Consider the following 14,975-nt stretch of genomic DNA (forward strand, 5'->3'; position numbering starts at 1 on the left):
CGCCATGCAGCATTTTTCAGTTTTGATTTTCGATTTGCCAACATCCAAAGGTGGGCGCTTACTTGCTGATTATTCAAGTCGCTGTCAGCCAGTCTTTACCACGTCAGAAAAAGGCTTCGAGACCTGTACCTTCGAGCTGTCGATCGCTGAAGATGAGCAGTTGTTTTGGTATCGCCGCCGCCTGGCATGGTTGCGGATTGAAGCATTTGGGCTGGTCGTGTGGGAGGGGCAAATACGCGAGCCAAATGTTTCTCGGCGCTATCTCTCAGTTACCGCCTATGGCAGCGCCATTAGCTATACCGATATTCCATACACCGCACTGTGGAGCAGCACACGGTATAGTGATTGGCAACCAGTCACGCGGCAAATGGTTAATTCGCGCAACGATACGCGGTATAGCATTGATACCACCGATCGGCTCTACATTGCTGCCAATGGTGGCGATGGGATTGATTCATCGAATATTGGATCGCTGTATTTGAAAACACCTGATGGTGGCTCAAAGCCAATCATCGCTATCACAGCCGATTATGAAGTGCTCGGCAAGACCAACATATGGACAGCATCACTGTCTCGGTTTGATGCCAACTTCAATTTTCTATCAACGATCTGGACAGTCACCGGAACCGGAGCAGTAGCCACTGGCAACATCAACTTGTCTGGCCTTACACCATGTGACATGCTGATGTTTAATTTCTACTTGAATCGGCCAAGCACAACGCTTGGCACGACCATCATTGCAGGCACGCGCACGGTCACGCCGGGCAGTATGACTGGGATTGTGGTTGGCTCAAAACTCTCGATCGGTGGGGCTAATCCTGAGGAGGTCACCGTTACAGCGATAACAGGCACGACCTTCACCGCTATCTTCCAGTATGCCCATGCCAATACTGATGGCGTTTCGTTTATCTGGGAAGGTGAAACCGATGATTGCTATCTCAAGCTGACCAACGTGCGCGTGAAGACCACGAGTAGCACCAACTTGTACCCAGACGAGATCATCAGGGATATGATCGCCGCAACCGCAGCGCTGAACCCAAATTGGTGCAACACCAATGCCATGCTGATTAGCAGCTCGGCAATTGAAATGCGGGACGTGCTCTATGAAGATCAATATCCACTCGACATTGCAGACCAACTGATTGGCCTTGGTGATACAACCGGCAACAGTTGGGAATTCGCTGTGTGGGAGGACATGCAGGTTACGTATGGGCGGCGTGGGGTGAGAGGCCGGATTTGGTATGTTGATCAAACACCGGAGATTAGCAGAGCACTTGATCGGCTGTATAACTCTGCCTATGCCACCTATACCGATAGCGCGGGCATCGTTCGTCGCACAGCGATCAGCACCAACGCTGGTAACGTGGCAGCTTATGGCATCACACGGCGGGCAGCGGTACAGGCTGATACTGATAATAGTGTGGTTGCGGGACAAATTCGCGATACTGCGCTTGGGGATACGCTCGATGCAGGGGCGTATGGCGATGTGCCGATCATGGGGTTGTTTGATATTTATGGCAGCTATTATCCGCTCTGGATGTGCCGAGCTGGCGATACTGTGGTTATGAGAGGTGGGCCATTCGGCTACACATCAGCCAGCGACAAATCACGGGCCTTCATCATTGCGGCTACCAGCTATGATGCTGCTAGTGGGGAGCTGCATGTATCACCCGAAGCACGTGGGCCGAGGCTAGCGGGGTATGAGGCGCGGCGGCAGTTGGTTAAATGACAAAAAAGATAGCTTGATCTGATCAAGCTATCTTTTTTGTACAAATTCTAGCTATAAATAACTAGAAAAACATAGTCAAAATAAAATCTATAATTGGAGCTACAAATAGTCTTACTATCCAAAAACCTACCATCCCAAAGCCAAATCCCAGAATCACCGATAAAGGAAACTCAATATCTTTTGAACCCGTGCCATTTCCATAGTTTAATAAGCTAACAATAATAACAAACGCCCAATAAACTATGAATATAAATCCATCAATTTTATCTTCTCTCGTCCAAGAACTCGATGAAACAGAATTTCCCGTACTAAAGGATTCATAAGAAGTTGGTTTAGAATTTGATGACCCACTGCTATTTCTGCGCTCGTTCATTCCTTCCTGCAATCCCTCATAATATGCCTTTGAGTGAACAAAAGGAATTCCTGATTTACCATCTCGACCTGCAATTCTTCCTTCAATTCGATCTTGTTCTGTAAACTTTGACATAATTCCTCCAGGGGCGAGGTGAAGATTGGTAATCTATCCTATCATGCACGTCAAGCTAAATAGTGATGCAGCCCTAGCCAATCACGGCTAGGGCTGCATCACTATTTAGCTTAACGATGCCATCACCTGCCCAACCAGCCACTGCATGACTGGCGGCGTGACGGCATTACCGTATTGCTTCACCTGCTCACGCGCATTGCCCAGCACCACATACTCGCGCGGGAATGCCATTGCTGCGCCCACTTCATGCGGCTGCAACATGCGGAATCCACAATCATCAACACTAGGCGTTTGCGGCTGCGCCAAGTAATGCACGGCCATGCCAGGTACTGTTGGCAGCGCTTTGCCCAAGTCATTGGTACGATGATCGCCATCACCACCATAGTATGAAACCGTGAAGGGTGGCACCACAACAGCATGGCGATCGCGGGTTGTCACCGTGCCAAGGGCATCGCTCTGATGATTGGTTGTATCGTTGCCATAGTAACTGGTGATGAAGGGCATGACTAAACCCCGATTCCACCCTGCTGTCTGCGTGGGCATGGCATCAAGCACATTGGTTGCGCGTAAATCGCTGTGATTCGGACTCACCATAAACGGCGGGATACACAAGCCAAGCTCCTGCCGTGTGCTCTGCGTTGGCAATGGCTCGCCACTGGTTGTACTGCGCCGATCATGGGCTTCATGGGTGTAGCCCATCGGAATAAGCAAACTATGGTGGTCGCTCGTGGTGATTGCGCCTGTTGGCTCGGTCACTGGTTTGCAATAGCCTGGCGAATAGTTCATCATCAACAGGGCGTTTGGTGCAAAAGGATGATTGGCATATTTCTCTAACCCATAGCGAATACGCGCCATGGTCTTCTCTTTGAGTGGGCGCTTCCGATCCGCAATGCGCGTGATGGGCAATGACCAATCAATGGCGTTGGCTGCGCAGAAATAAAAGGGCTGCACGGCACTGGCACACTGTGGGCACAAGTAGCGATATTGGGCTTTGTATTTGCCAAAAGGCTTGGCCGGATTCTTCCACACTTGCACCGCTCGCACGTTCGTGACGCATTTTTCACAGCGTGCCACAGGGTGATAATCAAGCACCGGCGCTCGGTTGCCTTTGCGCCAAAACACCACGTACATACGATCCCGCGATTGCGGCGTGGGCCACACAAACATCGAATTCAAAAAGACTTCTTTGTGCGCATAGCCAAGGTCGTGCATGGCCTTGAGCCACGCATCATAGAGAATCCATGAGCGCGCATCGGGCACGTTCTCAACAATCACCACCTTATATTGATGATGCTCGGTGAAGCGCACTACGTCCCACATGGTGGCCCTGCTTCGCTCTGCCGATGGGTCAGGCTGGCCATTATCAAGCAATGAAATCTGGCGCGTTGGGCGCTTCACACCCTTGGCCAACGAATGATTGGTACATTCCGGCGATGCAATTAAGATGGTGGTTCGTGGGTAGCGGCGTGGATCGCAAGCCTGAATATCAGTGCAATCGTGGTCGGTGTCAGGGTGATTGGTGTTATGGGTTTCGATTGCGAGTTTCCAATGGTTCAACGCCATGCGCACGTTGGCCCCAGCGTTGACTGCGCCAGTTGAACTACCACCAGCTCCACAAAACAAGTCCGTAACAGTAATATCACTCATTGGCTGATTACTCCTAAAAACAAAACCGCGCCTCTGAGTGAAGCGCGGTTGCCACTAATTTATTGAGTGTTGCCACCAAGTGCCACTAGAGTTCTAGTAGATCATCAGGGGTATCAATTCCATCGAAGTGATGCCCAAGCTCGTGGCGTAGGTGGATAAACACATCGGCAATTGATGGTGGCGGGGTGGGTGTGCCATCCTCGAGGATTTCAATCCACCATAGCATCAAGGCAAAGTTGGCAATATCGGCCATTTGCTTAGCGCTCTGCGTATCTTTGGATAAATGCTCTTGCAGCAGGTTGCGAAACAGGATCTTGTTTTCGGGATTATTCCACCCACGAAAACCAGCGACTGCCTTGGCATGCAGCTTCTCGCGCATCGCAGCAACAAATCGAATAAGCGCAGCATCGATAGCAATGAGTTCTGTTGATAAATCACTCATGCCACCACCTCACGCCGTTGATTGTCCAATGGTGGTACATCATCAATTGGTGGCACTTCGTTGTGCCGTGTGTTGAATCGTTCAGCCGCTGATACAGACGACCCCACAAAGGTAAAGCTTGCGCTACACGGTGGGTTAGTACAATTGAATTGGGTGTAGTAGTAGCATATAAATTCTTGTACCACGCCACCACAAAACGGGCAGGGTTTAAGCTTCATATCGAAATGCCTCATCAATTAATAATTTGTAGCCAAGTCCAAGCCCTGCTAATCCAATCCATAACTGACCCAGTGCAGAGCCGATCATCAACGTTGCGAGGGCGATACTAGGGGCAATGAATCCAATGGGCTTAGGTGCCGTGAAGCGATCAACGTGCGCAACCCATGCCGATAAAATCGCCAGCACCACATAGAGAAAGATGCAGAGTTCAAGCATCATTCGCCGCCTTCACAACATCGCGCACGGCAAACCGCACGCCATCTAAATACACCCCATCAAGCTGAAGCAGTAAGCCCGCCTTGCTCATGCGGTAGTGCGCTTGCACTCCGCTCAGTTGCAGGTAGGCTAGGGCTGATCGCAGCATCTCCAACGCCTCGGTTTGCGTCACGGGTTTGAGTTGTCGTGCGCTTGCGTTTGTTCGCTTCGTAGGCCGCTTTGCGCTCGGTGCTGAGCTGGTCGAAGGTTCCACCGTAGCGGCTGGTGCGGTTGCTGCCGCTGCCTTTGCGCCATTGCCAATACTGCCCATTTTCTTTCACCTCGGTGCGCCAATCGAGGGGATTGAACGCATCTACTAAAAGAGGAAGTTGTAGGAACGTGCCACCATCATCAAGGTCATCTGCCACCAGTGGTGGCACCGTGTCCGCCAAGTCGTGCGTTGGTGGCAACGGTGGTAGCTCGGCACTACCACCAGTTGCACTGCTTGGCGTTAGGGGTTTGGGTTGGTAGCCGGTGGTGGTGTGATTGGTGGCAACACGGTGGGCAGCGCTGGTGGCACACTTGGTTGCTCATTGCCAAGGCGCATGGTTTCAAACGTCGCTTTCAACATGGCGATGGTTTGCCGTTGAATCTCAGCATCCACCAGTTCCTTGTATGCGGGACTATCAATGTTGCGCCGCACACCTTCTAAAGTGCTGAGCCGTAGCTCGGTTTCAATCTCCGCTTTCGTGATAGCCTCGGCAGTTCTGGCCTCATGCTTAGCCCGCTCCGCTTGGTCAATCGGGTCAAATAACCAAATGAGCAGGAAGCCCGCTGCCACGATGATCGGCGTAGCAGGGGCGATGTAGGTGGCATACACGGTTAGGAATTGGTCAGCCGCTGCCATATCACCAGCAGCCTCAGCAAACGCCACCACGGTATTCAAGATCATCAGGCCAAATTCGACCATCAGCACCGCGATCGCGATGCTTCGTTGCTGGCCATCTTTGATGTCGCCATTCTTGAGCTTGAGCGGCAGCATAATCACGCTGGCCCCAAGGGCGAATGCACCGCCCAAGGCCAGCAACGCAAGTAGGCCATCCACCACATTCCACACGAGCTGCACATACATCACATCGGCGAACAGCACCGCCAATACAAACACAAGCCATGTGACCTTGCTGGTGAGCGATGGCCCAGTGGTAAGAAATCGTTTCATGCTGCCACCTTCTTCAATTTCATCGTCACAATGGTGGTGGCACGCTGCCACATCGCAACGATGGGCAATTCAATCAACGCACCTGGGCGTGCCTGCGGGTAATGCGTTTCACCGGTAGTAGCATGAGTGGCCTTATGCGCTTTGTAATCCTCAATGGTGGCAGCGATATAACAGCAGTTGCTGCAATACCATTTGGCGGTTTTTTCTTTCATCGGTTGGTTGCTCCTAAACTGAACAGTGCCACCAATTGGTGGCACTGGGTTGATGGTTGGTCTATTCCTTGCTAACTAGGTTGATCGTCCCACAGGTATTTTGTCTGTGAGAATTAGGGTATACACGTCCTTGTGGCTATTTTAGCGACCCAACCCGCCAATGCGTCTGCCCACCAGCCGCAATTGCCCGCTATCAAAAACGCATCTCTGGGCCATTACTCGATCGCATCGATATTCATATTGAGGTGCCACGGCTTGAATATGAAAAGCTTGCGAGTGTGCGTAGTAGCGAATCATCGGAGCAAATTCGCGAGCGCGTCGTGTTAGCACGTCAACGGCAAGCAGAACGCTTTTGCAAGCAGCCAATTTTGACCAATAGCGATATGGGGCCAGCCCAATTGCGCCAAGCCTGCGAGCTTGATGCTGCCAGCCAAAGCCTGATGAAGGCGGCCATGCGCCAATTACAGCTTTCAGCCCGTAGTTATCATCGGGTGCTCAAATTGGCCCGTACCATTGCCGATTTGGCCAATCTTGAGCAAATTCAACCAGCGCATTTGGCTGAAGCGCTGCAATATCGACCCCGCAGAACCGAATAACGGCTGGTGGTAACATCTGCTAACCAACACAGCGATTGACATCACCCATCAGCCACGTACAATCATCATGAAACCGATCGATTGATCAATACGGCGCTTGCTGGTTGCTGGGCAAGCGTGTATATACGTGCCAATGATGCTATTTGTTGGCTGAAGGATGGACACGATGCTGGCACAAGCCCCGAAACAATTAAGTAACTTGCGTCATTTAGAATTACGACGCATGTTTCAGTATGTATATCCCTATCGCTGGCGCTTAGCCGTGGCGCTGCTCTGTTTGGCAATTTCAAGTGGCATCGGCCTGATTATGCCGCTGGCAATTCGCAATTTGGTCGAAACAGTCAAAGATGCTTCTAGCACCAGCGCCTTGGATAAGGTTGCGCTGGGCTTAATGGGTGTGTTTATCGCCCAAATGGTCTTTAACTATATTCAAGGCTATTTTCTGACCTACGTTGGCGAACGGGCGGTTGCTGATTTGCGCATTGAGGTTTATTCGCACTTACAGCGGCTCTCGTTGGCCTTTTTTAGCGAACGCCGCGTTGGCGAATTAACCTCGCGCGTCACCAACGATGTAACGGTGATTCAAGGCATCGGCACGAATGCGGTCGCAGCCTTTCTGCAAAATGGCATTACCTTCATCGGCAGCTTCATTATGATGATCAATCTCAGTTGGCAGCTGACCGCAATCACGCTGCTGCTGATTCCATTAATGATTGTGCTGGCGATTATTTATGGTCGCCGGATTCGCAATATGTCAACTGAAGTACAAGATCGCATGGCTGAAGCCTCGTCAGTGCTTGAAGAAACCATCTCCGGCGTGCGGATTGTGCAATCATTTGCCCGCGAACCCTATGAAGTTGAGCGATTTAGCGGCGCAATTGAACATGCCTTTTCAGCATCGATGCGGCGCACCAAAACTCGCGCTCAGTTTGTGCCAATTGTTTCATTTTCGGGCTTTGGAGCCTTAGTGTTTGTGCTGTGGTTTGGTGGCCGCCAAGTCTTAAATGGCACGATGCAGCTTGGCGATTTGATCGCCTTCTTGTTGTATGCTGCCGTGATTGCTGGCTCACTCGGCACGTTTACCAGCCTGTATAGCCAATTGCAAGAGGCGCTTGGCTCGACCGCGCGAGTATTTGGCATTTTGGATACCGCGCCTTCAATCGCCAGCAAAACCAACGCCATCACTTTGCCACCAATCGAAGGTGAGATTTATTTAGAGGATGTATCATTTAACTATGGTGAGAGTAATACTCCGGTTTTAAGCAATATCACTCTCAAAGTTGAACCAGGCGAAGTGATGGCGATTGTCGGGCCAAGTGGCTCTGGCAAATCGACCTTGGTCAACTTAATTCCGCGTTTTTATGATGTTACCAAAGGGCGAATTACGGTTGATGGCTTTGACATTCGCGATGTTGATTTGCCATCATTGCGCTCGCAAATTGGGATTGTGCCCCAAGAAACCTTGCTATTTAGCGGCACGATTGCCGATAATATTCGTTATGGCAACCTCGATGCGCCGATGGAAGCAGTCATCGAAGCGGCCAAAGCAGCCAATGCTCACGACTTTATCAGCAATTTCGAGGGTGGCTACGAATCAATCGTTGGCGAACGCGGGATCAAACTCTCCGGTGGTCAACGCCAGCGGGTTGCGATTGCCCGCGCCTTGCTCAAAAACCCACGCATCCTTATTTTGGATGAAGCGACCTCGGCAATGGATAGCGAATCGGAAGGCTTGGTACAAGAAGCCTTAGAACGCTTGATGCAAGACCGCACGACCTTCGTGATTGCCCATCGGCTTTCGACCGTCAAAAATGCCACCAGAATTGCCGTGATTGAGCATGGCCGCGTGACTGAACTTGGCAGCCATAGCGAACTTTTAGCTAAAGCAGGGACCTACGCTCGGTTGTATCATTTGCAATTTGAAACCAACGAAGCAGCCGCAACTGTGCTAACAGAGTATTAAAATTAAAAGGATTAGCGTAAAACAGGACGATCGAGGCTTGCCGTTAAGATAAGTTAGCGTATACTATAAAGACGTATTATGCTGCTTTTAACCCACTCTGTGTGGCCATTCTGCCACAGCGAAATGAGGGATTTTTGATATGACCCGAGAAAAAGACCGCCCTCGTACAGGAACCGAGCGCACTTTACCACTGGTGGTATTGGGCGAAATTGTGATCATGCCGCACATGACTGTGCCGCTCCAGGTTGGGCAGGGCAAGTCTTATCGGGCCATGGAACAAGCGATGGAAGATGATCAACACGTTTTGTTGATCTTTGTTTCCGAGGCCGAAATTGAAGCCTACAAAGGCCACGAACCCCAACAATTACCCAAAGTTGGCGTGGTCGCGCGCTTGGAAGATTTCTCCCAATTGCCCGATGGCACGGTAAAAATTGTCCTCGAAGGGATTACCCGCGCTGAGATTGTTGATTGTGTTCAGAGCGATCCCTTCTATCGCGTAGCCTGCCGCTACTTGCCAGACCAAGAACCAAAAGGCATCGAAGTCGATGCATTAATGGATACAGTCAAACAGCAAATTACTGAATTTGTCGATTATTTAGGCGAAATTCCCCAAGAAGCTGTTGCTTTTGTGCATCGCATTAACACGCCTGGCCACTTGGCCGACCTTGTGACCTACGGCCCTGCCTTCTCGTTCCAAGATCGCTTGGAATTGTTGAATGAGGCCGAGCCATTGGCTCGCTTGAATCGAGTCCAAGTTATTTTGGCCCGTCAATTAGAACTCTTGCGCCTGCGCGCCAAAATTCAATCCGACACCAAAGAAGTGCTCGATCAAGGCCAAAAAGAGTATTTCTTGCGCGAACAAATGCGCGTTATCCGCCGTGAACTCGGCGAAGATGACGATGGCGATGATCCAATTGATGAATTGCGCCGCAAAGTCAATGAACTGAATGCACCGCAATATGTCAAAGATCAAGCCTTGCACGAAATTAAGCGCTTGGCCCAACAAGGTATGAATTCGCCAGAAGCAGGCGTGATTCGCACCTATCTCGATTGGATTATTGCCCTGCCTTGGAATGCCGATCAAGTTGCGGCAATTTCATTGGTGCAATCGCGCCAAGTGCTCGACGAAGATCATTATGGCTTGGAAAAAGTCAAAGAGCGGATTTTGGAATATCTGGCGGTGCGCAAGCTCGCTGGGAGCAAAATGCGTTCGCCAATCTTGTGCTTCGTTGGCCCTCCAGGCGTTGGTAAAACCAGCCTTGGCCGCTCAATTGCCCGCGCCTTGGATCGGCCATTCGTGCGCCAATCATTGGGTGGCGTGCACGATGAAGCCGAAATTCGCGGCCACCGTCGCACATACATTGGCGCAATGCCAGGGCGAATTATTCAGGGCATGAAAACCGCCAAATCGCGCCAAGCTGTCTTTATGCTGGACGAAATCGACAAGATTGGCAATGACTTCCGTGGCGACCCAACTTCGGCCTTGCTAGAAGTGCTTGATCCTGAGCAAAACAACACCTTCTCAGATCACTATTTGGAAATTCCGTTTGATCTGAGCCAAGTGGTGTTTGTGGCAACCGCCAACCAACTTGAGCCAATTCCAGCACCGCTACGCGACCGCATGGAAATTATCGAGATTGGCGGCTATACCGAGGATGAAAAACTGGCGATTGCCCAAGGCTTCTTGTTGCCGAAGCAACGCGAGTTCCATGGCCTCGAAACCAGCCAATTAGAAGTGACCGATGCTGCAATCTTGAAGCTGATTCGCGAATATACCCGCGAAGCTGGCGTGCGTAACCTTGAGCGCGAAGTTGCAGCGTTATGTCGCAAAATTGCCCGCAAGGTTGCCGAATCGCAGGACGAGGAAGCACCACAAGAAGGTAAGAAACGGCGTAAGAAGGCTAAAAAAGCTGAGCCAATTAAATTCTTAATTGATGCTGCCGACGTGCCAACCTACCTTGGCCCCGAACACTTTAGCTTTGGCATGGCCGAAGCTGCAGATCAAGTTGGGGTTGCGACTGGGGTTGCTTGGACACCAACCGGTGGCGATATTCTCTCATTCGAAGTCCTGCCATTGACTGGAAAAGGCGAATTACGCCTAACTGGTCAATTGGGCGATGTGATGAAAGAATCGGCGCAAGCAGCAATGTCGTATGTGCGCTATCGAGCCAAAGAATTGGGTATTGAGCCAAATTACTTTGACGAGCACTCAATTCACATTCACGTTCCCGAAGGTGCAGTGCCCAAGGATGGCCCATCGGCAGGGATCACCTTAACGATCGCATTGATTTCGGCCATGACTGGGCGAGCGGTACGCCGTGATGTTGCCATGACTGGCGAAGTTACGCTGCGTGGCCGAGTTCTGCCAATTGGTGGCTTGAAAGAAAAAACCTTGGCAGCTCATCGGGCTGGGATCAAAACCTTCATTTTGCCCAAGGAAAATGCCAAAGATATTGTTGATCTGCCAGAAAAAGTGCGCCAAGATCTGCAATTGATTCCGGTCGAAACCATGGACGAAGTGCTAACAATTGCCCTAATGCCGTTTATTCGCCAAGACGTGATCGCCAGCTAAATAGGTTGATGTTTCACTCAACGCCCCTTTCCTTATCCTGAGGAGAGGGGTGTTTTTTGTAAAGTCAAAAATCAAAAGTCAAAAGTCAAAATAGCCGCTGAAACCACGAAGAACGCGAAGGGCACGAAAGTTCAGTTTTTAGCCACAGATTGCACAGATTGTTTGGATTCTGTTCCCACAAGCCCAGAGCCAATAGCCATATCTTCTCTGCGCCTCTGCGTTAAATGCCGATCCACGAAACATACAAAGGCTTTTATTTTTTCGCCACAGATTACCCAGATTAGCTAGATTATATTCTCCAATAGCCCAACGCCTAGAGCCAATAGCAATATCTTCTCTGCGCCTCTGCGTTAAATGCCGATCCACGAAACATACGAAGGCTTTTATTTTTTAGCCACAGATTGCACAGATTGTTTTGATTCTCTTCCCATAGCCTAATCCCTTTTTTGCCTTCTGCCTTTTAATTTTTGACCTCATCCCTATGTTCTATGCTCTTCGCTCTATGTTCTTCTTCATCCTTCATCCCTCATATTTCATCCTTTAAAAAACGCTTCCCCCACAAACCGATAGGTTCATGAGGGAAGCAAAACCAAGCAATAAACGTTATTGGGCGACGGTCAAGACCAAAGCTTTGGCCAAATCGGTGAAGATGTTTGGCAACAAGCCAACCGCGACGATCCCAATCACTGCGACGAGTACGCCCAAGGAGAGCGAGGCCGTGGCATAGGTTGGTTGTGGCTCAGTGGCTTCTGCATCGCGCATCCACATCGTCACAATCACCCGCAAGTAGAAGAAGGCTGAAACGACGCTGGTGATCACCCCGATAATCGCCAGATAATCGAGGTTCGCATCCCAGGCAGCGCGGAAAATGCCAAACTTGCTGGCAAAGCCTGCTGTTGGTGGCACGCCAGCCAACGAGAACATAAACACGGTCATCGCCAGCGCCAAGAGTGGGCTACGTTTGCCCAAGCCACGCAGATCCTTCAGTTCAAATACGGGCATGCCGCGATTTTCCAAAGCAATCAACACAGCAAACGCGCCGAGGTTGGTCAAGGTATAGGCCAAAAGATAAACCGTGAAGGCGCTGATGCCTTTTTCGCTGGCAGCCAACACGCCAAGCAACATATAGCCAGCGTGCGCAATCGACGAATAGGCCAACATGCGCTTGAGGTTGCTTTGGGCAACTGCCACGATATTGCCATACACCATGGTTGCCGCTGCAAACAAACCAAATAGCAATTGCCACTCTGGCTTGAGCGCAGGGAAGGCCACGTTCAAGAAGCGCAACATGGCGGCGAACGCAGCACCCTTGGTGGCAACCGACATATAGGCGGTTACTGGCGTGGGCGCGCCTTCATACACGTCAGGCGTCCAAGCGTGGAAGGGAAACATTGAAACCTTGAAGCCCAAGGCAATCAAGACAAAGCCCACTCCAGCCAACAAAATTGGATCATCAAGTGCTTTGCCTGTGCTTTGCCAGGTGCTCAATTCGGTGGCAATTTGGGCTAAGTTGGTTTTGCCAGTCATGCCATAGATTAAGGCGATGCCATAGACCAAAAAGCCCGCCGCAAAACCGCCAAGCAACAGATATTTAATCGCTGCTTCGCCCGATTTGAACTGGGGTACGGCAAAGCCGGTCAGCACATACAAGGCAATCGAAAGCGTTTCAACCCCAATAAAGATCGTTACAAGGTCGGTTGCTTGAACCAAGAACAACATCCCAGAGGTTGCAAACAACACCAAGGGATAAAACTCGCCTTGGTTGAGATTTTGGCGTGGCATGTAATCAAAGGCAATCAGCAAGGTCAATGCTGTACCTGCCAGCAAAATCCAATTTACTAACACCCCAAACTTATCAAACACCAACATGTCTGAAAAGCCTGAGACAGTTAAGCCATAATCCAGCGCACCAAGCGCCGCAGTCACGCCCAGCCCAATCAGGCATAGCGTGATCAGAACCCGCCGATCCGAGGTAAACATATCGACAATCAAGACCAACATCGCCCAAATCATCAGGAATGCTGGCATGCCTAAGACTGTCCAGTTAATCTCCGGCGTGATAAATGTTAAATCATTCATTCGAACTCACGCTCCGTCTTATTGGCCAGCAATCAGTGGCGCAGCATTAGCAACGAAGGCTTCAAGCGCCTTGATCGTTGTTTCCATTGGGCGAGTAAAGTATGGCGAGTAGAGACCAATTACCAACATCAGGATACAGAGTGGCAACAAAATCGCTACTTCGCGGCGAGTCAAATCGCTCAGGTGCGGCGTGCGGCGTTCGCTAAATGGCCCCGAAGCAATGCCTTGGAACATTTTGAGCAAATAGACCGCTGCCAAAATTACGCCAACTGCGGCAAACGCGGTAAACGTCCAGCCGATTGGCGAATCGAATGCGCCGAGCATAATCAAGAATTCGCCAACGAAGCCGTTCAAGCCAGGCAAGCCGACCGAGGCCATGGTGGCAAACAACAGAAAGTAGACAAACACAGGCACAACTTTCCACAAACCGCCGTAATCGGCCAGCTCGCGGGTGTGAGTGCGTTCGTAAACCATCCCAATCAGCAAGAACAATGCGCCAGTGCTCAACCCGTGGTTGATCATTTGCAACACTGCACCTTGCAAACCAACTTCATTCAGCGCGAAAATCCCCAACACGATAAAGCCCATGTGGCTGACTGATGAATAAGCCACCAGCTTTTTAATATCGCTTTGGGCATATGAAAGCACTGCGCCATAGATGATCCCAATCACTGCCAGCAAGGCAATTGGCCGTGCCCATTCTTGGGCAACTTGCGGGAACAACTGCACGCAGAAGCGAATCATGCCGTAGCCGCCCATTTTCAGCAGCACCGCTGCCAGAATTACCGAGCCAGCGGTTGGGGCTTCAACGTGGGCATCGGGCAACCATGTGTGGACAGGCCACAATGGAACTTTGACCGCAAACGCCACGAAGAATGAGAGGAACAGCAGTTTCAATTGGGTATCCGACAAGCCAAATTGATTAATATTGGCCATCAAGGTTTGCACTTGGAAGGCCGTATCAGTTGGCAAGCCTTGTTGCGCCAAATACTTGTAATTGAGCAAGCCCAAGGCAATAATGCCGATCAACATAAACACCGAGGCAGCGAAGGTATACAAGAAGAACTTCACTGTGGCATAAATGCGGCGCTTGCCACCCCAAATCCCAATCAAGAAATACATTGGAATCAGGGTAAATTCCCAGAAGATATAGAACAAGAACAGGTCTTGGGCGAGAAACACGCCCAACATGCCCGTTTCTTGCAACAGAATTAGCATCAAGAAGTTGTTGGTTTTGTCTTCAACATTCCAGGCACTCCAAATTGCCAATGGCGTGACGAAGGTTGTCAGCAGCACCAACCACAAACTAATGCCATCAAGACCCAGCTCGTAGCGCACGCCCCAATCAGGAATCCAGTTGAAATATTCGTAGAACTGAAGACCAGCGGCATCGTGCTTGAAATTGAACAAAAGTGGCAATGACACGGCGAAAACGAGTGTGCTCCAGCCCAAGGCAAAAATTCGGGCTGCTCCGCGTTGGCCGCGCATAAACGCCAGGATGATCGCACCGACGGCGGGTAAAAACACCACCAGCGATAAGATCGTAAAACCTAAGTCGTTTGTATTCGTCAAGGGTTACTCCTTGTGAAGAAACAAGCCGGAGCCTGCGCTTCAC

At 50.6% G+C, this 14,975-nt stretch carries 13 protein-coding genes and 1 pseudogene; 5 read left to right on the forward strand and 9 right to left on the reverse strand.

Annotated elements, in window-relative coordinates:
• Positions 1-4: 4 nt before the first annotated feature.
• The gene (locus SE18_RS24535) at positions 5-1,729 is read left to right on the forward strand and encodes a hypothetical protein (RefSeq protein WP_054537124.1); all 1,725 of its coding nucleotides are present in this window, start codon (positions 5-7) and stop codon (positions 1,727-1,729) included.
• 61 nt (positions 1,730-1,790) lie between these two features.
• Here the strand turns inward: SE18_RS24535 and SE18_RS24540 are convergent, their stop codons facing one another.
• From SE18_RS24540 to SE18_RS24570, 7 genes are all read right to left on the reverse strand, one after another.
• Positions 1,791-2,216 carry a hypothetical protein gene (locus SE18_RS24540; RefSeq protein ID WP_054537125.1) on the reverse strand — a complete coding sequence of 142 codons (426 nt, stop codon included), beginning with the start codon at positions 2,214-2,216 and terminating at the stop codon, positions 1,791-1,793.
• 105 nt (positions 2,217-2,321) lie between these two features.
• Complete coding sequence (locus SE18_RS24545) at positions 2,322-3,863, reverse strand: DNA cytosine methyltransferase (protein ID WP_054537126.1); 1,542 nt, start codon at positions 3,861-3,863, stop codon at positions 2,322-2,324.
• 85 nt (positions 3,864-3,948) lie between these two features.
• Complete coding sequence (locus tag SE18_RS24550) at positions 3,949-4,305, reverse strand: hypothetical protein (protein ID WP_054537127.1); 357 nt, start codon at positions 4,303-4,305, stop codon at positions 3,949-3,951.
• A 207-nt stretch (positions 4,306-4,512) separates the two neighbouring features.
• The gene (locus tag SE18_RS24555) at positions 4,513-4,743 is read right to left on the reverse strand and encodes a hypothetical protein (RefSeq protein WP_152976752.1); all 231 of its coding nucleotides are present in this window, start codon (positions 4,741-4,743) and stop codon (positions 4,513-4,515) included.
• 56 nt (positions 4,744-4,799) lie between these two features.
• The gene (locus SE18_RS24560) at positions 4,800-5,159 is read right to left on the reverse strand and encodes a hypothetical protein (RefSeq protein WP_152976753.1); all 360 of its coding nucleotides are present in this window, start codon (positions 5,157-5,159) and stop codon (positions 4,800-4,802) included.
• Between the two features lie 71 nt (positions 5,160-5,230).
• Positions 5,231-5,938, reverse strand: a complete 708-nt coding sequence (locus SE18_RS24565; protein WP_054537130.1) for a hypothetical protein — start codon at positions 5,936-5,938, stop codon at positions 5,231-5,233.
• Complete coding sequence (locus tag SE18_RS24570) at positions 5,935-6,150, reverse strand: hypothetical protein (RefSeq protein WP_054537131.1); 216 nt, start codon at positions 6,148-6,150, stop codon at positions 5,935-5,937. The genes SE18_RS24565 and SE18_RS24570 overlap by 4 nt, the downstream gene beginning before the upstream one ends.
• A gap of 140 nt (positions 6,151-6,290) precedes the next feature.
• On the opposite strand from SE18_RS24570, the pseudogene SE18_RS28210 reads away from it, so the two are divergent.
• The 4 genes and pseudogenes from SE18_RS28210 to lon all read left to right on the forward strand — a co-directional run.
• Positions 6,291-6,407 (forward strand): annotated as a pseudogene (locus tag SE18_RS28210) (ATP-binding protein); the annotation flags it as partial.
• 21 nt (positions 6,408-6,428) lie between these two features.
• Complete coding sequence (locus SE18_RS24575) at positions 6,429-6,746, forward strand: magnesium chelatase subunit ChlI family protein (protein ID WP_269083568.1); 318 nt, start codon at positions 6,429-6,431, stop codon at positions 6,744-6,746.
• A 166-nt stretch (positions 6,747-6,912) separates the two neighbouring features.
• Positions 6,913-8,709, forward strand: coding sequence for an ABC transporter ATP-binding protein (locus SE18_RS24580; protein WP_054537133.1), 1,797 nt, complete (start codon positions 6,913-6,915; stop codon positions 8,707-8,709).
• 139 nt (positions 8,710-8,848) lie between these two features.
• Entirely contained in the window at positions 8,849-11,281 is a 2,433-nt protein-coding gene (lon, locus tag SE18_RS24585) for an endopeptidase La (protein ID WP_054537134.1), read from the forward strand.
• Positions 11,282-11,884: 603 nt separating this feature from the next.
• On the opposite strand, the gene SE18_RS24590 is transcribed toward lon, so the two are convergent.
• Together SE18_RS24590 and SE18_RS24595 are read right to left on the reverse strand one after the other, a co-directional pair.
• Positions 11,885-13,360 (reverse strand): NADH-quinone oxidoreductase subunit N, encoded by a 1,476-nt coding sequence (locus SE18_RS24590; protein ID WP_054537135.1) that lies wholly within the window; start codon positions 13,358-13,360, stop codon positions 11,885-11,887.
• An 18-nt stretch (positions 13,361-13,378) separates the two neighbouring features.
• On the reverse strand, positions 13,379-14,932 hold the full coding sequence (locus SE18_RS24595) for a complex I subunit 4 family protein (RefSeq protein ID WP_054537136.1): 1,554 nt from the start codon (positions 14,930-14,932) through the stop codon (positions 13,379-13,381).
• Positions 14,933-14,975 lie beyond the last annotated feature (43 nt).

Origin of the sequence: Herpetosiphon geysericola (genome assembly GCF_001306135.1) — a bacterium.
Classification (GTDB): domain Bacteria; phylum Chloroflexota; class Chloroflexia; order Chloroflexales; family Herpetosiphonaceae; genus Herpetosiphon; species Herpetosiphon geysericola.

Excerpts from the sequence above, each read along its gene's own strand:
- lon (WP_054537134.1), top strand. The coding sequence starts at position 8,849 with ATGACCCGAGAAAAAGACCGCCCTCGTACAGGAACCGAGCGCACTTTA.
- SE18_RS24535 (WP_054537124.1), top strand. The coding sequence starts at position 5 with ATGCAGCATTTTTCAGTTTTGATTTTCGATTTGCCAACATCCAAAGGT.
- SE18_RS24565 (WP_054537130.1), bottom strand. The coding sequence starts at position 5,938 with ATGAAACGATTTCTTACCACTGGGCCATCGCTCACCAGCAAGGTCACA.
- SE18_RS24580 (WP_054537133.1), top strand. The coding sequence starts at position 6,913 with ATGCTGGCACAAGCCCCGAAACAATTAAGTAACTTGCGTCATTTAGAA.
- SE18_RS24590 (WP_054537135.1), bottom strand. The coding sequence starts at position 13,360 with ATGAATGATTTAACATTTATCACGCCGGAGATTAACTGGACAGTCTTA.
- SE18_RS24555 (WP_152976752.1), bottom strand. The coding sequence starts at position 4,743 with ATGATGCTTGAACTCTGCATCTTTCTCTATGTGGTGCTGGCGATTTTA.
- SE18_RS24540 (WP_054537125.1), bottom strand. The coding sequence starts at position 2,216 with ATGTCAAAGTTTACAGAACAAGATCGAATTGAAGGAAGAATTGCAGGT.
- SE18_RS24550 (WP_054537127.1), bottom strand. The coding sequence starts at position 4,305 with ATGAGTGATTTATCAACAGAACTCATTGCTATCGATGCTGCGCTTATT.
- SE18_RS24545 (WP_054537126.1), bottom strand. The coding sequence starts at position 3,863 with ATGAGTGATATTACTGTTACGGACTTGTTTTGTGGAGCTGGTGGTAGT.
- SE18_RS24570 (WP_054537131.1), bottom strand. The coding sequence starts at position 6,150 with ATGAAAGAAAAAACCGCCAAATGGTATTGCAGCAACTGCTGTTATATC.